The sequence below is a fragment of the Azospira sp. MPR-LB4 genome (assembly GCF_058809525.1).
Genome location: NZ_CM179521.1, coordinates 1,690,389 through 1,708,542, shown reverse-complemented (window position 1 = coordinate 1,708,542; position 18,154 = coordinate 1,690,389). Strand labels below are relative to the sequence as shown.

Annotated in this window: 17 protein-coding genes; 14 read left to right on the top strand and 3 right to left on the bottom strand. The window is 66.1% G+C overall.

The window, feature by feature from the left end; translation table 11 throughout:
* Nucleotides 1-3: 3 nt before the first annotated feature.
* The 10 genes from murD to AC3QLZ_RS07910 all read left to right on the top strand — a co-directional run bounded on the left by murD (nucleotide 4) and on the right by AC3QLZ_RS07910 (nucleotide 10,519).
* Entirely contained in the window at nucleotides 4-1,362 is a 1,359-nt protein-coding gene (gene murD, locus AC3QLZ_RS07955; protein WP_014235361.1) for a UDP-N-acetylmuramoyl-L-alanine--D-glutamate ligase, read from the top strand.
* Complete coding sequence (gene ftsW, locus AC3QLZ_RS07950; RefSeq protein WP_014235360.1) at nucleotides 1,359-2,525, top strand: putative lipid II flippase FtsW; 1,167 nt, start codon at nucleotides 1,359-1,361, stop codon at nucleotides 2,523-2,525. The genes murD and ftsW overlap by 4 nt, the downstream gene beginning before the upstream one ends.
* On the top strand, nucleotides 2,522-3,589 hold the full coding sequence (murG, locus tag AC3QLZ_RS07945) for an undecaprenyldiphospho-muramoylpentapeptide beta-N-acetylglucosaminyltransferase (protein ID WP_014235359.1): 1,068 nt from the start codon (nucleotides 2,522-2,524) through the stop codon (nucleotides 3,587-3,589). The genes ftsW and murG overlap by 4 nt, the downstream gene beginning before the upstream one ends.
* On the top strand, nucleotides 3,586-4,989 hold the full coding sequence (murC, locus tag AC3QLZ_RS07940) for a UDP-N-acetylmuramate--L-alanine ligase (protein WP_014235358.1): 1,404 nt from the start codon (nucleotides 3,586-3,588) through the stop codon (nucleotides 4,987-4,989). Before murG ends, murC begins: the two co-directional genes overlap by 4 nt.
* A 19-nt stretch (nucleotides 4,990-5,008) precedes the next feature.
* Entirely contained in the window at nucleotides 5,009-5,929 is a 921-nt protein-coding gene (locus AC3QLZ_RS07935; protein WP_014235357.1) for a D-alanine--D-alanine ligase, read from the top strand.
* Nucleotides 5,930-5,944: 15 nt separating this feature from the next.
* Nucleotides 5,945-6,679, top strand: coding sequence for a cell division protein FtsQ/DivIB (locus tag AC3QLZ_RS07930; RefSeq protein ID WP_014235356.1), 735 nt, complete (start codon nucleotides 5,945-5,947; stop codon nucleotides 6,677-6,679).
* A gap of 36 nt (nucleotides 6,680-6,715) precedes the next feature.
* Nucleotides 6,716-7,945 carry a cell division protein FtsA gene (gene ftsA / locus AC3QLZ_RS07925; RefSeq protein WP_014235355.1) on the top strand — a complete coding sequence of 410 codons (1,230 nt, stop codon included), beginning with the start codon at nucleotides 6,716-6,718 and terminating at the stop codon, nucleotides 7,943-7,945.
* Between the two features lie 66 nt (nucleotides 7,946-8,011).
* Nucleotides 8,012-9,163: a cell division protein FtsZ gene (ftsZ, locus tag AC3QLZ_RS07920; RefSeq protein ID WP_014235354.1), complete on the top strand. Its 1,152-nt coding sequence runs from the start codon at nucleotides 8,012-8,014 to the stop codon at nucleotides 9,161-9,163.
* A gap of 224 nt (nucleotides 9,164-9,387) precedes the next feature.
* A complete protein-coding gene (lpxC, locus tag AC3QLZ_RS07915) occupies nucleotides 9,388-10,311 on the top strand; it encodes a UDP-3-O-acyl-N-acetylglucosamine deacetylase (RefSeq protein ID WP_014235353.1) in 924 nt (307 codons plus the stop codon).
* A gap of 19 nt (nucleotides 10,312-10,330) precedes the next feature.
* Nucleotides 10,331-10,519 carry a hypothetical protein gene (locus AC3QLZ_RS07910; protein WP_014235352.1) on the top strand — a complete coding sequence of 63 codons (189 nt, stop codon included), beginning with the start codon at nucleotides 10,331-10,333 and terminating at the stop codon, nucleotides 10,517-10,519.
* Here the strand turns inward: AC3QLZ_RS07910 and AC3QLZ_RS07905 are convergent.
* On the bottom strand, nucleotides 10,506-10,946 hold the full coding sequence (locus AC3QLZ_RS07905) for a DciA family protein (RefSeq protein ID WP_014235351.1): 441 nt from the start codon (nucleotides 10,944-10,946) through the stop codon (nucleotides 10,506-10,508). The genes AC3QLZ_RS07910 and AC3QLZ_RS07905 overlap by 14 nt on opposite strands.
* 23 nt (nucleotides 10,947-10,969) lie before the next feature.
* Here AC3QLZ_RS07905 and AC3QLZ_RS07900 point away from each other — a divergent pair, with 23 nt between their 5' ends.
* From AC3QLZ_RS07900 to argJ, 3 genes are all read left to right on the top strand, one after another.
* Nucleotides 10,970-11,914, top strand: coding sequence for a M23 family metallopeptidase (locus AC3QLZ_RS07900; RefSeq protein ID WP_014235350.1), 945 nt, complete (start codon nucleotides 10,970-10,972; stop codon nucleotides 11,912-11,914).
* A 122-nt stretch (nucleotides 11,915-12,036) separates the two neighbouring features.
* Nucleotides 12,037-14,754 carry a preprotein translocase subunit SecA gene (secA, locus tag AC3QLZ_RS07895; RefSeq protein ID WP_014235349.1) on the top strand — a complete coding sequence of 906 codons (2,718 nt, stop codon included), beginning with the start codon at nucleotides 12,037-12,039 and terminating at the stop codon, nucleotides 14,752-14,754.
* Nucleotides 14,755-14,831: 77 nt separating this feature from the next.
* Nucleotides 14,832-16,073 carry a bifunctional glutamate N-acetyltransferase/amino-acid acetyltransferase ArgJ gene (gene argJ, locus AC3QLZ_RS07890; RefSeq protein ID WP_014235348.1) on the top strand — a complete coding sequence of 414 codons (1,242 nt, stop codon included), beginning with the start codon at nucleotides 14,832-14,834 and terminating at the stop codon, nucleotides 16,071-16,073.
* A 144-nt stretch (nucleotides 16,074-16,217) separates the two neighbouring features.
* Here argJ and AC3QLZ_RS07885 read toward each other — a convergent pair whose 3' ends face one another.
* Nucleotides 16,218-16,361, bottom strand: coding sequence for a hypothetical protein (locus AC3QLZ_RS07885; RefSeq protein ID WP_014235347.1), 144 nt, complete (start codon nucleotides 16,359-16,361; stop codon nucleotides 16,218-16,220).
* Nucleotides 16,362-16,641: 280 nt separating this feature from the next.
* On the opposite strand from AC3QLZ_RS07885, the gene AC3QLZ_RS07880 reads away from it, so the two are divergent.
* Nucleotides 16,642-17,547, top strand: coding sequence for a LysR substrate-binding domain-containing protein (locus AC3QLZ_RS07880; protein ID WP_014235346.1), 906 nt, complete (start codon nucleotides 16,642-16,644; stop codon nucleotides 17,545-17,547).
* Nucleotides 17,548-17,556: 9 nt separating this feature from the next.
* Here the strand turns inward: AC3QLZ_RS07880 and AC3QLZ_RS07875 are convergent, their stop codons facing one another.
* Entirely contained in the window at nucleotides 17,557-18,150 is a 594-nt protein-coding gene (locus AC3QLZ_RS07875) for a class I SAM-dependent methyltransferase (RefSeq protein WP_014235345.1), read from the bottom strand.
* Between the last annotated feature and the right edge of the window lie 4 nt (nucleotides 18,151-18,154).

The window sequence follows — 18,154 nt, the reverse complement described above, 5'->3', positions numbered from 1 at the left end:
GAAATGAACGTCCAAGGCAAACAGGCGGTGGTAGTGGGACTCGGCGAGTCCGGCCTGGCCATGGCCAAATGGCTGGCCCGGGAAGGCGCGCGGGTGCGCGTCGCCGACAGCCGTGCCCTGCCGCCCAATGCGGACGCCTTCCGCAGCGCCGTGCCATCTGCGGAGCTTGTCACCGGCCCGTTCCAGGCCGCTACCTTCGCCGGGGCAGATTTCATCGCCATCTCCCCGGGGGTGCCGGTGGAGCAGGTGAGCGCCGTGGCCGGCGCCGTGCCCCTGGTTTCCGAAATCGAACTCTTTGCCTGGGCCCTGGGCCGCTACAGCCCCGCCGCCAAGGTCATCGCCATTACCGGCAGCAACGGCAAGACCACCACCACGGCTCTCACCGGCGCCCTCGGTGCCGCCGCCGGCCTTAACACCCGGGTCGCCGGCAACATCTCCCCCGCCGCCCTGGACGCCCTGATGGATGCCCTCGACGGCAACGACCTGCCGCAGCTGTGGGTGCTGGAACTGTCCAGCTTCCAGCTGGAAACCACCCACAGCCTCAACGCCGACGCCGCCACCGTGCTCAACGTCTCGGAAGACCACCTGGACCGCTACGCCGGCTCCATGGACCGCTACACCGAGGCCAAGGCCCGCATCTTCCAGGGCAAGGGCGCCATGATCCTCAACCGGGACGACGACCGCAGCCTGGGCCTGGGCCGCTGCGGCCGCAATTTCGTCACCTTCGGCCTGGACCAGCCGGGCCGGGCACTGGATTACGGTATTGCTGACGGCTGCTTGATGCGCGGCAACGACAAGCTGCTGGCCCTGGCCGAGATGCAGCTGACCGGCCTGCACAACGCCGCCAATGCCATGGCCGCCCTGGCCCTGCTGGAGGCGGTGGGCGTCGCTCCCGCCGCCGTGCTGCCCGCCCTCAAGGCCTTCAAGGGTCTGCCCCACCGGGTGGAACACGTGGCCCGCATCGGCGCCGTCGATTACTACGACGATTCCAAGGGCACCAACGTGGGCGCCACCCTGGCCGCCATCGAGGGCCTGGGCCGGCCCCTGGCCATCGTCCTCGGCGGCGACGGCAAGGGTCAGGACTTCTCGCCCCTCAAGGCTGCCCTGCAGCAGCACGGCCGTGCCGTGGCCCTGATCGGCAAGGACGGCCCGGCCATCGGCCAGGCCATTGCCGGCTGCGGCCTGCCCACTGAATCCTTCGCCGACATGGCCGCCGCCGTCGCCTGGCTGGCCGCCCAGGCCAAGGCCGGCGACGCAGTGCTGCTGTCCCCGGCCTGCGCCAGCCTGGACATGTACAAGAACTACGCCCACCGCGCCCAGGCCTTCATCGACGCGGTGCAACAGCTGGAGGGCCGGGCATGAGCATGGTCCAGGCCCTCAATCAGCCGCGCCAGGAGCCCACGGAAGTGGACATGCTCCTGCTCTGGTCCGTCCTCGGCCTGCTGGCCCTGGGGCTGGTGATGGTCTATTCCTCCTCCATCGCTACCGCCGAGGGCAGCAAGGCCTTCGGCTACCAGCCGGCCTACTTCCTCATCCGCCACGGCGTCTTTCTCTGCGTCGCCATGGTGGCTGCCGCCGTGGCCTTCCAGGTGCCGGTCAAGGTGTGGCAGGAACTGGCGCCCTGGCTGTTCCTGACCGGTGCCGTGCTGTTGGCCGTGGTGCTGATTCCGGGCATCGGCCGGGACGTGAACGGCGCCCGCCGCTGGCTGCCCCTGGGCTTCGCCAATCTGCAGCCGTCCGAGCTGATGAAGCTGTTCGCCGTGCTCTACGCCGCCGACTACACGGTGCGCAAGATGCCCCACATGCACGACCTGAAGAAGGCCTTCCTGCCCATGGCTGGGGCCATGGTGGTGATCGGCGGCCTGCTGCTGAAGGAGCCGGACTTCGGCGCCTTCGTCGTCATCATCAGCATCGCCATCGGCATCCTCTTCCTCGGCGGCATGCGGGCCCGGCTCTTCGCCGTGCTGTTCGTGGTGCTGCTGGCCGCCTTCGCCATCCTCATCATCGTCTCTCCCTACCGGCGCGACCGTCTCTTCGGCTTCATGGACCCCTGGTCCGACGCCTTCGGTAAGGGCTACCAGCTGTCCCATGCCCTGATTGCCTTTGGCCGCGGCGAGCTGTTCGGTGTCGGCCTCGGCGGCAGCGTGGAAAAACTGTTCTACCTGCCCGAAGCCCACACCGACTTCCTCCTCGCCGTGATCGCCGAGGAACTGGGCTTTGTCGGCGTCCTGGTGGTGGTGGGCCTGTTCGCCCTGCTGGTGCAGCGGGCCTTCGCCATCGGCCGCCAGGCGGTGGCCCTGGAACGTCTCTACCCGGCCCTGGTGGCCATGGGCATCGGCATCTGGATGGGGGTGCAGTCCTTCATCAACATGGGAGTGAACATGGGCCTGCTGCCCACCAAGGGTCTGACCCTGCCCCTGATGAGCTTCGGCGGCTCCGGCGTCCTGGCCAACTGCGTGGCCCTGGCCATCCTGCTGCGGGTGGACTGGGAGAATCGACAATTGATGCGGGGAGGCAAGGTATGAGCCAGAAGACCCTGCTGGTCATGGCCGGCGGCACCGGCGGCCACATCTTCCCCGCCCTGGCGGTGGCCGACTACATGCACGAGGCCGGCTGGAACGTGGTGTGGATGGGCAACCCGGCGGGCATGGAAGCCCGGCTGGTGCCCCAGCGCGGCTTCCCCCTGGTGCCGGTGAAGTTCGGCGCCCTGCGCGGCAAGGGCTTGCTGCGCAAGCTGCTGCTGCCCCTCAATCTGCTGCGGGGCTTCTGGCAGGCCTTCCGCGCCATCCGCGTGGTCAAGCCCGACGTGGTGCTGGGCATGGGCGGCTACATCACCTTCCCCGGCGGCATGATGGCCGCCCTGCTGGGCAAGCCCCTGGTGGTGCATGAACAGAATTCCGTCGCCGGCCTGGCCAATAAGGTCCTGGCCGGCGTCGCCGACCGGGTGGTCACCGGCTTCCCCGACGTGATGAAGAACGGGGAGTGGGTGGGCAACCCGGTGCGTCCGGAAATCGCCGCCCTGGGCGATCCCCTGAAGCGCTACGAAGGCCGGGAAGGCAACCTGCACCTGCTGGTGGTGGGCGGCAGCCTGGGCGCCCAGGCCCTCAACGACACGGTACCCAAGGCCCTGGCCCTGTTCGACGAGGCCGAGCGGCCCCAGGTGGTGCACCAGGCAGGCGAGAAGATGATCGACGCCCTCAAGGCCGGCTACGACGCCGCCGGCGTCGCCGCCCACTGCGTACCTTTCATCGACGACATGGCCGGCGCCTACGAATGGGCCGACCTGGTGATCTGCCGCGCCGGCGCCCTCACCGTGGCCGAGCTGGCTGCCGCCGGCGTGCCGGCCATCCTGGTGCCCTATCCCCATGCGGTGGACGACCACCAGACCGGCAATGCCGAATTCCTGACCCAGGTGGGCGGCGCCATCCTCCTGCCTCAGAACGAACTGACGCCGGAAAGTCTGGCCCTCCTGAAGAATATGCCCCGCAGCCAGCTGGCCCAGATGGGCGAGAAGGCGCGGGAGCTGGCCAAGCCCAATGCCACGGCCATGGTGGCCAAGGCATGCATGGAAGCTGCGAGCAAAGAATGAAACACAAGATCAAACATCTGCATTTCGTCGGCATCGGCGGCTCGGGCATGAGCGGCATCGCCGAGGTCATGCTCAACCTAGGCTACCAGGTGTCCGGCTCCGACCTGGGCGAGAACGCCGCCACGGCCCGCCTCACCGCCCAGGGCGCCAAGGTCATCAAGGGCCACGATGCGGCCAATATCGCCGGTGCCGACGCCGTGGTGGTCTCCACCGCCGTCAAGGCCGACAACCCGGAAGTGGTGGCGGCCCGGGAGGCCCACATCCCGGTGGTGCCCCGGGCCCAGATGCTGGCCGAGCTGATGCGCCTGAAGCAGGGCATCGCCGTCGCCGGCACCCACGGCAAGACCACCACCACCAGCCTGGTGGCCTCCATCCTGGCGGAAGGCGGTCTGGACCCCACCTTCGTCATCGGCGGTCGTCTCAATGCGGCCGGCGCCAATGCCCGCCTGGGCTCCGGCGATTTCCTGGTGGCCGAGGCGGACGAGTCCGACGCCTCCTTCCTGCTGCTGTCGCCGGTCATTTCCATCGTCACCAACATCGACGCCGACCACATGGAAACCTACGGCCACGACTTCGGCCGGCTCAAGGGCGCCTTCGTCGATTTCCTCAATCGCCTGCCCTTCTACGGCGTGGCGGTGCTGTGCGTGGATGACCCCAATGTGCGGGAGATCCTGCCCCAGGTGCCCAAGCAGGTGATCCGCTACGGCCTGGACCCGGCCACCTGCAACGTCTACGCCGAGAACATCGTCGAGGCTGGCGGCCAGATGAAGTTCGACGCGGTGCGGGTCAATGGCAGCACCACCCGCCTGCCCATCACCCTCAACCTGCCGGGCCGCCACTACGTACTCAACGCCCTGGCCGCCATTGCCGTGGCCACCGAGGTGGGCGTGGCTGACGAGGCCATCGTCACCGCCCTGGCCGAATTCAAGGGCGTCGGCCGGCGCTTCCAGCGTTACGGCGAAGTGGCCTGCCCGACCGGCGGCAGCTTCACCCTGGTGGACGACTACGGCCACCACCCGGTGGAAATGGCCGCCACCCTGGCCGCCGCCCGCGGCGCCTTCCCCGGGCGCCGCCTGGTGCTGGCCTTCCAGCCCCACCGCTACAGCCGCACCCGGGACTGCTTCGAAGATTTCGTGAAAGTGCTGTCCACCGTGGACACCCTGCTCCTGGCCGACGTCTATGCGGCCGGCGAGCAACCCATCGTCGCCGCCGACGGCCGGGCCCTGGCCCGGGCCCTGCGGGTGGGCGGCAAGGTGGAGCCGGTGTTCGTGGAGGACATCGCCGCCATGCAGCAGACCATTCTGGATTGCGTCCGGGACGGCGATGTGGTGCTGACCATGGGCGCCGGTTCCATCGGCGGCATCCCGGCCAAATTAGCCGCCCAGCCGGCGGCCAAGTAAGTGAGTGTGTGAGAGAGCAATGAACAAGGATTTCGGCAAAGTGGCGGTTCTCTTCGGCGGCAAGTCTGCCGAGCGGGCCGTTTCCCTCAACAGCGGCTCCCGCGTGCTGGCGGCCCTGCAGCACCAGGGCGTGGACGCCCACGCCTTCGATCCGGCGGAACGTTCCCTGGACGAATTGAAGGGCTTCGACCGGGCCTTCATCGCCCTGCACGGCCGCTTCGGCGAAGACGGCACCATCCAGGGCGCCCTGGAGCTGATGGGCATCCCCTATACCGGCAGCGGCGTCCTGGCCTCCGCCCTGGGCATGGACAAGTGGCGCACCAAGCTGATGTGGCAGGCCGTGGGCCTGCCGGTGCCGGCCTATGCCATGGTGAACGAACACAGTGATTTCGCCGAGGTGGAAGAGGAGCTGGGCCTGCCCCTGTTCGTCAAGCCGGCCTGCGAGGGCTCCTCCATCGGCATTTCCAAGGTCAAGACCGAGGGCGGCCTGCAGGCCGCCTACGCCGCCGCCGCCGAGCACGACAAATTGGTGCTGGTGGAGCAGGGCATTACCGGCGGCGAATACACCGTGGCCATCATCGGCCAGGGCGACGACATGCGGGCCCTGCCCATCATCAAGATCGAGCCGGCCAACGAGTTCTACGACTACGAAGCCAAGTACCTGCGGGACGACACCCGCTACCTGTGCCCCTGCGGCCTTCCCGCCGAGAAGGAGGCCGAGATCCAGGCCGGCGCCCTGAAAGCCTTCCGGGCCATCGGCGGCCGCGGCTGGGGCCGGGTGGACTTCCTCATGGACGAGGCCGGCAACCACTACTACCTGGAGGTGAATACCTCCCCCGGCATGACCGACCACTCCCTGGTGCCCATGGCGGCCCGGGTGGCGGGCATGGATTACGAACAGCTGGTGCTGAGGGTCCTGGCCCTCGCCACCCTGGGCTAAGGACAGCGAGGCGACATGTGGCACAAGCCCCAGCTCATGACGGCCGTAGCCGACCTGCTGCTTGCAGCGGGCGCGGCGGCTTTGCTCGTGGCGCTGGGCCTGGGCGCCGCCCGCCTGCCCCTGTTCCCCCTCAAGGAAGTGGTGTTCGCCCAGGAACTGCGCGAAGTGCAGCGGGGCGAAGTGGAGCGGGCCCTGTCCGGTCTGGTGCGGGGCAATTTCTTCAGCGTCAATCTGGATGCCCTGCGTACCGCCCTGGAAAAGCTGCCCTGGGTGCGCAAGGCGGAGGTGCGCAGGGCCTGGCCTTCCCGCCTGGAAGTGCGGGTCGAGGAGCATCGTCCGGCGGCGCGCTGGGGCGAGGGCAGCGGCCAGCTGGTGAATACCTACGGCGAAGTGTTCGCCGCCAGCCTGCCCCAGTCCCGGGGGGAAGGGCTGCCCCAGCTGAACGGCCCCATCGGCACGGCTCCGGACGTGCTGCGCCGTTTCGACGAGTTTTCCCGGCAGTTGCAGCCCACCGGGCGGCAGCCGCTGCAGCTGGTGCTGTCGCCCCGGCTGGCCTGGCAGCTGAAGCTGGACGACGGCATGGTGCTGGAGCTGGGGCGGGAGCAGCCCAAGGCGCCGGTGGGCCAGCGCCTGTCACGTTTCATCGAGATTTATCACACGGTGCTGGCGGAGCGCACGCCCCGGCCCCAGGTGGTGGATTTGCGGTACCCCAACGGTTTCGCCCTGCGACTGGCGGCCGCGGGGAAATGAGTGCAATGCAAAAAGTAGCGAAGGCAAAGGAACATCATGAGCAGGGATAGCAAGGAACTGGTCGTCGGCCTGGACATCGGCACCTCGAAGATCGTGGCGCTGGTGGCGGAGATCACCCCGGAGGGGCGTCTCAACGTCATCGGCATGGGCAGCCAGGATTCCAAGGGGCTGAAAAAAGGCGTCGTGGTCAACATCGAGGAGACCGTCAGTGCCATTTCCCGGGTGATCCAGGAGGTGGAGCTGATGGCCGACTGCAAGGTGGCCAACGTCTATACGGGCATCGCCGGCAGCCACATCAAGAGTTTCAACTCCAACGGCATGGTGGCCATCAAGGACAAGGAAGTGAACACCATGGACCTGGACCGGGTGATCGAGACCGCCCGCGCCATGCCCATCCCGGCCGACCAGGAGATCCTGCACATCCTGACCCAGGAATTCATCATCGACGACCAGGACGGCATCCGCGAGCCCATCGGCATGAGCGGCTTCCGCCTCGAAGTGAAGGTGCACATCGTCACCGGCGCCGTCTCCGCCGCCCAGAACATCGTCAAGTGCGTGCGCCGCTGCGGCCTGGAGGTGAACGACCTGGTGCTGCAGCCCCTGGCCTCCAGCTTCGCCGTGCTCTCCGAGGACGAGAAGGATCTGGGCGTGTGCCTGGTGGATATCGGCGGCGGCACCACCGACATCGCCGTGTGGACCCAGGGCGCCATCCGCCACACCTCGGTCATCCCCATCGCCGGCGACCAGGTCACCAACGACATCGCCATGGCCCTGCGCACCCCCACCCGGGAGGCGGAGGACATCAAGCGCAAGTACGGCTGCGCCCTGTCCCAGCTGGCCGACCCGGAAGAGGTGCTGGAGGTGGCAGGGGTGGACGACCGCCCCAGCCGCAAGCTCTCCCGTCGCGCCCTGGCCGACGTGATCCAGCCCCGGGTGGAGGAGCTGTTCGAACTGATTCAGGCCGAGCTGCGCCGTTCCGGCTTCGACGAGGTGCTGTCTTCCGGCATCGTCCTCACCGGCGGCGCTTCGGTGATGCCCGGCATGATCGAGCTGGGCGAAGAGATATTCCACATGCCGGTGCGTCTGGGCGTACCCAAGTACGCCGGCGCCCTCGCGGATGTGGTGCAGAGCCCGCGCTTCTCCACTGCCTTCGGCCTGCTGATCGAGGCCCAGACCCAGCGCAAGCGGGGTCTGAAGGTGCAGGAGACGCGCAGTGTCAAGCAGGTGTTTTCCAGCATGAAGTCCTGGTTCGAGAAGAATTTCTAAAAAGTTTCTATGCAAGCTGTTTTGTTCAACGCAAGTTTGAATGTGGTTAATTGAAGGAGGCGATCCATGTTTGAAATTATTGATAAAGAAGAATCGAGCGGAACCGTGATCAAGGTGGTTGGCGTCGGCGGTGCCGGCGGCAATGCCGTGGATCACATGATCCGTGAAGGGGTGAACGGCGTGCAGTTCGTCGCCGCCAACACCGATGCCCAGGCCCTGAGCCGCAACATGGCAGCCGACAAGATGCAGCTCGGTGCCTCCGGCCTCGGTGCCGGCGCCAAGCCGGAAGCCGGCCGCGCCGCTGCCCTTGAAGAGCGGGAGCGCATCGCCGAGCAGCTGAAGGGCGCCAACATGGTCTTCATCACCGCCGGCATGGGCGGCGGCACCGGTACCGGCGCCGCTCCCATCGTGGCGGAAGTGGCCAAGGAAATGGGCATCCTCACCGTGGCCGTGGTGACCAAGCCCTTCGGCTTCGAAGGCAAGCGCCTGAAGGCCGCCGAGGCCGGCATCGCCGAGCTGCAGAAGCACGTCGATTCCCTGGTGGTGATCCTCAACGACAAGCTGATGGAAGTCCTGGGCGACGATGTGTCCATGGAAGAGGCTTTCAAGGCTGCCGACAACGTCCTGCGCAATGCCGTAGGCGGTATCGCGGAAATCATCAATCTCCCCGGTCTGGTGAACGTGGACTTTGAAGACGTGCGCACCGTCATGGGCGAAATGGGCATGGCCATGATGGGCTCCGCCTACGCTTCCGGCGTGGACCGGGCCCGCATCGCTGCCGAACAGGCCGTGGCTTCCCCCCTGCTGGAAGGCATCAACCTGTCCGGTGCCCGCGGTGTGCTGGTGAATATCACCGCCTCCCGCAGCCTGAAGATGAAGGAAGTGAACGAGGTGATGAAGACCATCAAGGAATTCGCCGCCGAGGACGCCCACATCATCTTCGGCGCCGTGTTCGACGAAGCCATGGGCGAGCAGCTGCGCGTCACCGTGGTCGCCACCGGCCTGGGCAAGGCGGAAGCCCGTCGCCAGTCCTTCGAGGTGATCAACACCGCCGTGCGTACCGGTACCGACGACGCTCCCATGGCCATCGACTACGGCCAGCTGGACGCCGTGCCTGCCGTCATCCGCAAGGGCCGCAACGCCACCGTCGAAGCCCTGGCCAACAGCGGCGTCGATCGTTACGACATCCCGGCCTTCCTGCGCAAGCAGGCGGACTAAGGGTCGGGGGCGACCGGCCGGGCGTCTTTGCCTGCCCGTCTGACGGGCAAGCGGACGGCGCTGCCTCCCGCCGGGGTGACCGGCGTCTGGCGGTCGCCCAGACCTGCGGTAACGTGTTGTAACAAAACGCCTCCTTAAGGGGGAGTCCGCCTTCGTGCTAGAATGCGGGCTCCCCCCTTATTCCGTCTTCGCTTTGATTTTGAAGCGGAAAAACGATTGCCGACATGTTGAAACAACGTACCCTCAAATCCCTGATCCGCGCCTCCGGCGTCGGTCTGCACAGTGGCGTCAAGGTCACCATGGCCCTGCGTCCTGCCGCGCCCGATACCGGCATCGTCTTCCGTCGCGTGGATCTGCCCCAGCCCGTGGAAATCCATGCCGACGCCCTGCTGGTGGGTGATACGCGCATGTGTTCCTGCCTGGAGGTGGATGGGGTCAAGGTGGGGACGGTGGAACACCTGATGTCGGCCTTCGCCGGCCTGGGCATCGACAATGCCTACGTGGACCTGGATGCGGCCGAAGTGCCGATCCTCGACGGTTCCGCCGCGCCTTTCGTCTTTCTCATCCAGTCGGCCGGCATCGAAGAGCAGCCGGCAGCCAAGAAATTCATCCGCGTCACGCGCCCCATCGAGGTGCGGGATGGCGACAAGTGGGCCCGCTTCGAGCCTTACGACGGCTACAAGCTGACCTTCTCCATCATTTTCAACCATCCGGCCATCGACAAGTCGGCCCAGTCCGTCAGCGTCGACTTCGCCGAGCAGTCCTACACCCGGGAAGTAGCCCGGGCCCGTACCTTCGGCTTCATGCAGGATGTGGAGATGCTGCGGGAAAACGGCCTGGCCCTGGGGGGCGGCCTGGAGAACGCCATCGTTCTCGACGAATACCGGGTGCTCAACAGCGACGGCCTGCGTTATGGCGACGAGTTCGTCAAACACAAGGTGCTGGATGCGGTGGGCGACCTCTACCTGCTGGGCCATCCCCTGCTGGCAGCCTTCACCGCCCACAAGTCGGGTCATGCCCTGAACAACATGCTGGCCCGCCAGCTGCTGCAGGAGCGCGAGTCCTGGGAGTGGGCCACCTTCGAAGACCAGTCCCAGGCCCCGGCAGGCGTCGCCCGCTGGCTGGAACTGCCGGTCCAGGCGGCCTGAGCCGGCGCGGGAGGCCGCCTTGTTCCTCCTGCGCATCCTGGCCGTCCTCACGGTCATCGCCGTGGCCGCGGGTGTGGTGGCCTATGTGTTCACCCGCCAGGCCAGATACCTGAATTTCTCCTGGCGGGTCTTCCGCTATTCCCTGATGTTGGCCCTGCTGATATTCGCGCTCCTGGTGCTGGAGCGGGTGGCCGTCATTCCGCTTTGATCGCCGCCCGGGCCAGGAATCCTTCCAGGCCGCGTTTCAGGGGGGAGTCATCCGGCAGCTGGGCTGCCAGCTGTTTGAGCTCGTTGCCGGTGCTTGCCGACAGGGGTTTGAGGGTGGAAGAGGGGAGCGCCACGGCGGGGGGGCGTGCTTGCACTTTGATGGTCACGCCGTTACACTCAAAGCCCCTTTTCAAGAATTCGCCGGCCAAACTTTGCGCCATCTGACGCAATTTGGCAGCGACCGCGCCGTTATCGGCGTGGATAACGACATTCCCCAACTTGATATTCGCGACACTGCTCGAGCGCGCCAGCGGGCCCGGAGCAAAGCTGTCGTAGGCGCGCTGGGCGCGCATCAAGAGTCGGGCATGGGCCAGGACCGAGGCCGCTCCGTCCGCTCTGCCAAGATAATTTTCAACTGGTTCGTGCATGGATCACTTCGAGGAGAAGCATCGTGCATATTATTCTGGTGTCTGACCGCCTGGCAACCACCAAGACCGTCAGCCTGACCCCCAAGGTGATCCTTTCCCTTGGGGCTGGCTTCATGGTGCTGGTGTTGCTGGCCGCCATGGCCTTTTCCTGGCTCACCGTACACTTCCGCCTGCCCCTGGTACAGGATCTGGTACTGGCAGCACAGCGCCAGGAAAACCAGAAAACCCAGGAGTTCATGCGGGAAAATCTGAATGTCATGGCTGGCCGCCTGGGCGAGATGCAGGCGCAGCTGCTGCACCTGGATTCCATGGGCGAGCGCCTTTCCGTGCTGGCAGGCATGAAGCCGGCAGACAAGGGGCAGTTGTTGCCGGTGGCCAAGGGCGGCGGTCAGGGCGGTCCCCTGTTGCCCACTTCCCTTCGCGACACCTCCATCAAGTCTTCGGACGAACTGCATCGGGAACTGGACCGCATGGCTGCGCTGGTGGATCAGCGCGTCGATTTCATGCGTGTTCTGGAAAACCAGCTGATGGACCAGCGCATCAAGAAGGTGCTGCTGCCGACCACCTTGCCGATCCAGGGCGCCGGCATCGGTTCCGGGTTCGGGGTGCGCTCCGATCCCATCGCCGGGGTCAATGCCATGCACGAAGGCGTGGATTTCTCCGCCGAAGTCGGTACGCCCGTGGTTTCCGCCGCCGGCGGCGTGGTGGTGGAGGGCAGCATGCATCCCCAGTACGGCAACCTGATCGAGATCGACCACGGCAACGGCTTTTCCACCCGCTACGCCCATCTGTCCAAGATCAACGTGCGGGTCGGCCAACTGGTCAAGCGTGGACAGCTGATTGCCGCCACCGGCAATACCGGGCGTTCCACCGGTCCCCATCTGCATTTTGAGGTGCGCTTCCAGGGGGTGGCCCAGAATCCGGCCCGCTTCCTGCAGCAAGGCTCCCAGGTGGCGTCCCGTCACTAGTTGCATCCCCGGCGGGACGAGTCCTTCGTCCCGTTTCCTTTGATTTTCCCCAAATTGGCGGCCTTCCTTAGCGTGGTAGAATCGCCCCTTTCCCGCTAACGGACGCCTAAGCGTCTCTCACGATGATCCCCGGACTCCTCAAGAAAATCTTCGGCAGCCGCAATGATCGGCTGATCAAGCAATATTCCCAGATCGTCCAGAAAATCAACGGGTTCGAGGCCGCCATCAGCGCCTTGTCCGACGATGCCCTGCGCGGCAAGACCGACGAGTTCCGCCAGCGCTACGCCCAGGGGGAAACCCTGGACGACCTGCTGCCGGAAGCTTTCGCCGTGGTGCGGGAGGCCGGCAAGCGTGTCCTGGGCATGCGGCACTTCGACGTGCAGATGATTGGCGGCATGGTGCTGCACTACGGCAAGATCGCCGAAATGCGCACCGGCGAAGGCAAGACCCTGGTGGCCACCCTGCCGTCCTATCTCAATGCCATTTCCGGCAAGGGCGTGCACGTCATTACCGTAAACGACTACCTGGCCCAGCGCGACGCCGAGTGGATGGGCCGGCTGCACCGTTTTCTGGGGCTGTCCGTCGGGGTCAATCTGTCCCAGATGCCCCACGAGCAGAAGCAGGCTGCCTACGCTGCCGACATCACCTACGGCACCAACAATGAATTCGGCTTCGACTACCTGCGCGACAACATGGTCTATGCGGCCGGTGAGCGGGTGCAGCGGGGTCTCAATTTTGCCATCGTGGACGAGGTGGACTCCATCCTCATCGACGAGGCCCGTACTCCCCTGATCATCTCCGGCCAGGCCGAGGACCACACCGAGCTGTACCAGCGCATGAACCAGGTGGTGCCCCTGCTGACCCGGGCCGCCGACGAAAACTCCGAAGGCGACTACTGGGTGGACGAAAAAGGCCACCAGGTGCACATGTCCGAGCAGGGCCACGAACATGCCGAGGAAATCCTCGCCCGCGTCGGCCTGCTGGAAGAGGGGCGCAGCCTCTACGAAGCCGCCAACATCATCCTGGTGCACCACCTCAATGCCGCCCTGCGGGCCCACAACCTGTTCCACAAGGATCAGCAGTACGTGGTGCAGAACGGCGAGATCATCATCGTGGACGAGTTCACCGGCCGCCTGATGCCCGGCCGCCGCTGGTCCGAAGGTCTGCACCAGTCGGTGGAAGCCAAGGAAGGCGTGCGCATCCAGAACGAAAACCAGACCCTGGCGTCGATCACTTTCCAGAACTACTTCCGCATGTACGGCAAGCTGGCCGGCATGACCGGTACGGCCGATACCGAAGCCTACGAGTTCATGGAAATCTACGGTCTGGAAACCGTGGTGATCCCGACCCACCGCCCGGCCCAGCGCAAGGACCACAACGACCAGGTGTTCCGCACCGCCGCCGAGAAGTTCGCGGCCATGAAGGCGGACATCCTGGACTGCCACCAGCGGGGTCAGCCCGTGCTGGTGGGCACCACCTCCATCGAGAATTCCGAGCTGCTGTCCCGCCTGCTGGACCAGGAAAAGCTACCGCACCAGGTGCTCAACGCCAAGCAGCACGGCAAGGAGGCCGAGATCGTGGCCCAGGCCGGCCGTCCCGGCATGATCACCATCGCCACCAACATGGCCGGTCGCGGTACGGACATCGTCCTCGGCGGCAGCATCGAGAAGCAGATTGATGCCGTTCGCCTCGACGAGTCCCTGGATGATGCCGCCAAGGAAGCCAGGATCGCCGCCCTCAAGGCCGAATGGCAGCCGGTGCACGACCAGGTGCTGGCCGCCGGCGGCCTGCACATCATCGGTTCCGAACGCCACGAGTCCCGCCGCATCGACAACCAGCTGCGGGGCCGGGCCGGTCGTCAGGGCGATCCGGGTTCCTCCCGCTTCTACCTGTCCCTGGACGACCCGCTGCTGCGCATCTTCGCCGGTGACCGCCTCAAGGCCATCATGGAGCGCCTGAAGATGCCCGAGGGCGAGGCCATCGAGCATCCTCTGGTGACCCGCTCCCTGGAATCCGCCCAGCGCAAGGTGGAGGCCCGCAACTTCGACATGCGCAAGCAGTTGCTGGAATACGACGACGTAGCCAACGACCAGCGCAAGGTGATTTACGCCCAGCGCAACGACCTGCTGGAAGTGGACGACATTTCCGAAACCATCCAGGCCATGCGCCAGGGGGTGGTGGCCGATCTGTTCCACCTCTATGTGCCGCCGGACAGCGTCGAGGAGCAATGGGACCTGCCAGGGCTGGAAAAGGCTTTGGAAGCCGAGTTCCTGCTCACCCTGCCGGTGGCCGAATGGGTGCAGGCCGACACCACTCTCTCCGTCGAGGACCTGCTGCACCGGGTGATCGCCGCCGCCGACCAGGCCTATGCCGACAAGGTGGCCCTGGTTTCCGATCCTTCCGTCTTCCGCAAGTTCGAGCGGGACGTCATGCTGCAGAGCCTGGACAGCCACTGGCGCGAGCACCTGGCCGCCCTCGACCATCTGCGTCAGGGCATCCACCTGCGCGGCTACGCCCAGAAGAACCCCAAGCAGGAATACAAGCGGGAGGCCTTTGAACTGTTCGAAGGCCTGCTCAACAGTATCCGCAACGAGGTTTCCAAGCTGCTCCTCACCGTCCAGGTCCGTTCGCCCGAGGACGTGAGCGAAGTGGAACAGCCCGGGGTGGAAAACGTGCAATACCACCATGCCGACTACGACGAGGTGCTGGGTACCGCGGACGGCGAGGGCGAGGAAGCCGGCCAGCAGCCGGCCCAGGCCGGTCCCAAGGTGGGGCGCAACGATCCTTGCCCCTGCGGCAGCGGCAAGAAGTACAAGCACTGCCACGGCAAGCTCAACTGAAATAAAAACTGAACTGACGCAGAGGGAGCGACCTGCTACCCTCTGCGTTTTCTTTTATCCCCTGCGGTGAGAGATTCATGCCCGTCAATTACGCCACGCCTGCCCCCGAAGCCCTGTTCCCCGTTGCCGGTGTCCGCCTCGGCACTGCCGAAGCCGGTATCCGCAAGGCCAATCGGCGCGACCTGACCGTGATCGCCCTGGACCCCGGTTCCACCGTGGCCGGCGTGTTCACCCAGAACCGCTTCTGTGCAGCCCCGGTGCAGGTGTGCCGCAAGCATCTGGCCGGCGAGTCGGAAATCCGGGCCCTGGTCATCAACACCGGCATCGCCAATGCGGGTACCGGCGAGACCGGCCTGCAGGCGGCCATGCAGACCTGCGCCACCCTGGCCGGCCTGCTCGGGCTGGATGAGGATCGCCAGATCCTGCCGTTCTCCACCGGCGTCATTCTCGAGCCCCTGCCCGTCGATCGTCTGCAGGCCGGCCTGCCCGCCGCCATCGCCGACCTCAAGGCCGACAACTGGCATGCGGCCGCCCACGGCATCATGACCACGGACACCGTGGCCAAGGCAGCCTCCCGCAAGGTCGAGATCGGCGGCAAGAGCGTCACCATCACCGGCATCTCCAAGGGCGCCGGCATGATCAAGCCCAACATGGCCACCATGCTGGGCTTCCTCGCCACCGATGCGGGCATTCCCCAGCATCTGCTGGAGCAGGTGGCCAAGGAGGCGGCGGACCAGTCCTTCAACTGCATCACCGTGGATGGCGACACTTCCACCAACGATTCCTTCATCGTCATGGCTACCGGCCAGAGCGGCCTGCGCATCAAGGATGGCGCCGATCCCGCCTGGGCGCCCCTGAAGGCGGCCATCGTCGCCGTTTCCATCGAACTGGCCCAGGCCATCGTGCGCGACGGCGAAGGTGCCACCAAGTTCATCACCGTGGCAGTGGAAGGCGGCAAGGACCTGGAAGAGTGCCGCAAGGTGGGCTATGCCATCGGCCATTCGCCCCTGGTGAAAACCGCCTTCTTCGCCTCCGACCCCAACCTGGGCCGCATCCTGGCAGCCATCGGCTATGCTGGCATCACCGACCTGGATGTGGGCCAGATCCGTGTCTGGCTGGCCAGCGGCAGCGATGCCGTGCTGGTGGCGGAAAAGGGCGGCCGGGCTGCCGCCTACAAGGAAGAGGACGGCTCCCGCATCATGAAGAATGCCGAGATCACCGTGCGGGTGGATCTGGCCCGGGGCACCGCCCAGGGCTGCATCTACTCCTGCGATTTCTCCTACGACTACGTCAAGATCAACGCCGACTACCGCAGCTGAACGCCAGCTGTAGCAGCGTCGAAGAAACCCGCCCTTCACGGCGGGTTTTTTTTTATGGGCCTGCGGGGGCTTCGGCAGTCAGCGACAGGCAACAAAAAACCCGCCGGGGCGGGCCGTTGGGGCGGGGCTGAGGGCTGGCCTGGGTCAGTGCATTTCTTCCAGCAGTCGTTCGCATTGCACGGGCTGGGAGAGGCGCTCCATGAGCTGGGTGATGGTCATGCTGCTTTCCCGCTCGCCGCGCAGGATGCTCTCGATCAATTGTTCCAGTCGTTCCAGGTTGTCTGCCATCGCCGTGGTCTGTCGCCGTTGTCCTTATGTTTCTTTAACGGCCGCCGGGGCGCGGACTTGAGTCGTGCTGTCTGTGGTGGGCCGTCGTGCACCGGATGCCGGGCCTCTTTGCGTTAGGTCAACCAAAGCCCAGACGAGCCCGGTTCGGCATCCTTGGCTGGGTATAATGCGGCGACAAATCAATGGGTTATATAGGGTTTGTCTATTGCCGCCATAGCGGTTGCCTATAGTCCGGAACATACCGGGCAAGACCAACGTGCTGAGTTCTGGGAGGACAGCCATGACATTGACCGAATTGCGTTACATCGTCGCCCTGGCGCAGGAGGGGCGCTTTTCCCGGGCGGCGGAACGCTGCTCCGTGAGCCAGCCGACCTTGAGCGTTGCCATCCAGCGCCTGGAGGAGGACCTGGGCGTGATCCTGTTCGAGCGGGGCAAGGGCCAGGTGACCCTGACCGATGTGGGCGAGCAGGTGGTGGCCCAGGCGGCCCGGGCCCTGGAAGAGGCCGACCGGGTGCGCCAGATCGCCCACCGGGGACGCAACCAGCTGGAGGGCGGACTGAAGCTGGGCGTGATCCATACCATCGGCCCCTACCTCCTGCCCGAACTGATCGTCTCCCTGCGCCAGATCGCCCCGGACATGCCCCTGGCCATCGAGGAAAACATGACCGCCACCCTGGCCGACATGCTGCGCCACGGGGAAGTGGATGCGGCCATCCTGGCCCTGCCCTTCGAGCTGCCCGGCGTGGTGACGCGGCCCCTTTACGACGAGCCGTTCAAGGTGGTGGTGCCCCAGGGCCATCCCTGGCAGGACAAGCAGGAAATCGCCTCGGACGAGGTGGATGCGGAGGAGGTGCTGTTGCTCAAGGCCGGCAACTGCTTCCGCGACCAGGTGATGGACGCCTGTCCCCAGATCAGCGGTTCCGACACGGAAGTGCGGCAGGGCCATTCCATCGAGACCATCCGCTGCATGGTGGCCTCCGGCTTCGGCCTCTCCGTACTGCCGGCCGGTGCCCTCTGCAAGCCTTATTCCACTGACCTCATCAGCGTGGTGCCCTTCAAGGCCCCGGCCCCGTCGCGGCGGGTGGCCCTGGCCTGGCGGGTCGGCTTCACCCGGCCCAAGGCGGTGGAAGCCCTGTGTCAGGCCGTCAGCCTGATCGACAACCCCAGCTACCTGCACGTGCGCTAGGAGCGGCCGTCAGCGGCGGCGGAGGCGGATCAGGCGGAACCAGCCGGCCGCCAGGGCCGGCCTGTCGGACTCCAGTTGCAGGGCCGGCTCGCTTTCATGCACGGTCTCGAAAACCACGTCCAGATGGGTCGCCAGCCGGCTGGCCAGGGGCGACAGCAGCCGGCGCAGGGGCGCCCGCTGCCCGGGTTGCAGGAACTTGTCGAAAATCAGGGCCGTGCCGCCGGGGCGCAGCACCCGGGCGGTTTCCTGCAGGCAGAGGCGGGGTTCCGGCACCACAGCCAGGATCAGGTGCAGCACCACGGCGTCAAAGGCGGCATCGGCAAAGGGCAGGCGGCGGGCGTCGCCGCGGACCGGCGCGAAGTCCAGACCGTCGCTGCGGCGGCAGGCCCGGGCCAGCATGGCCGGGGTCAGGTCCAGCCCGGTGTAGCGGTGCTGGCGGGGCAGGTGGGGGAGATCCAGGCCGGTACCGATGCCCAGCAGCAGCACGTCCGACGGGGGCTGGGGCAGGGCGCCCAGGCTTTGGCGACGGGCTCCCCGGGTTGCCGCCGCCAGGGCCGCATCGTAGAACGGGGCGATCAGGGCGTAGCTGTGTTGCAGGCCCACCGGC

Bases quoted from the DNA above. Each gene is read 5' to 3' on its own strand.
- murD (WP_014235361.1), top strand. From the start codon at position 4: ATGAACGTCCAAGGCAAACAGGCGGTGGTAGTGGGACTCGGCGAGTCC.
- ftsW (WP_014235360.1), top strand. From the start codon at position 1,359: ATGAGCATGGTCCAGGCCCTCAATCAGCCGCGCCAGGAGCCCACGGAA.
- murG (WP_014235359.1), top strand. From the start codon at position 2,522: ATGAGCCAGAAGACCCTGCTGGTCATGGCCGGCGGCACCGGCGGCCAC.
- murC (WP_014235358.1), top strand. From the start codon at position 3,586: ATGAAACACAAGATCAAACATCTGCATTTCGTCGGCATCGGCGGCTCG.
- AC3QLZ_RS07935 (WP_014235357.1), top strand. From the start codon at position 5,009: ATGAACAAGGATTTCGGCAAAGTGGCGGTTCTCTTCGGCGGCAAGTCT.
- AC3QLZ_RS07930 (WP_014235356.1), top strand. From the start codon at position 5,945: ATGTGGCACAAGCCCCAGCTCATGACGGCCGTAGCCGACCTGCTGCTT.
- ftsA (WP_014235355.1), top strand. From the start codon at position 6,716: ATGAGCAGGGATAGCAAGGAACTGGTCGTCGGCCTGGACATCGGCACC.
- ftsZ (WP_014235354.1), top strand. From the start codon at position 8,012: ATGTTTGAAATTATTGATAAAGAAGAATCGAGCGGAACCGTGATCAAG.
- lpxC (WP_014235353.1), top strand. From the start codon at position 9,388: ATGTTGAAACAACGTACCCTCAAATCCCTGATCCGCGCCTCCGGCGTC.
- AC3QLZ_RS07905 (WP_014235351.1), bottom strand. From the start codon at position 10,946: ATGCACGAACCAGTTGAAAATTATCTTGGCAGAGCGGACGGAGCGGCC.
- secA (WP_014235349.1), top strand. From the start codon at position 12,037: ATGATCCCCGGACTCCTCAAGAAAATCTTCGGCAGCCGCAATGATCGG.
- argJ (WP_014235348.1), top strand. From the start codon at position 14,832: ATGCCCGTCAATTACGCCACGCCTGCCCCCGAAGCCCTGTTCCCCGTT.
- AC3QLZ_RS07885 (WP_014235347.1), bottom strand. From the start codon at position 16,361: ATGGCAGACAACCTGGAACGACTGGAACAATTGATCGAGAGCATCCTG.
- AC3QLZ_RS07880 (WP_014235346.1), top strand. From the start codon at position 16,642: ATGACATTGACCGAATTGCGTTACATCGTCGCCCTGGCGCAGGAGGGG.